The 204-nt window shown below is 70.1% G+C and carries 1 pseudogene; it reads left to right on the top strand.

The window, feature by feature from the left end:
• Window positions 1–204: pseudogene (locus IU459_RS38270) on the top strand (hypothetical protein); the annotation flags it as partial.

Here is a 204-nt window from a genome sequence, read left to right as displayed (position 1 = left end):
TATTTCGAGACCGGAGCCGACGAGCCGGTGGAACGCGACGACCGCGGCCACCCGGTCCCCGCCGGTGACGACGCCGACGGCAGCGGCAGCGGCAGCGGCAGCGGCAGCGGCAGCGGCAGCGGCAGCGAGAAGGCTGGCGGATTCCGTACTTACGGCAAGTCGAAGGACTCCCGAGACGACCTACCGCAGATCGTGATCGGGATG

Origin of the sequence: Nocardia amamiensis, from assembly GCF_015477605.1 — a bacterium.
Classification (GTDB): domain Bacteria; phylum Actinomycetota; class Actinomycetes; order Mycobacteriales; family Mycobacteriaceae; genus Nocardia; species Nocardia amamiensis_A.
Note: the sequence above shows the minus strand (reverse complement) of the source record. Positions and strands in the feature narration are given on the sequence as shown.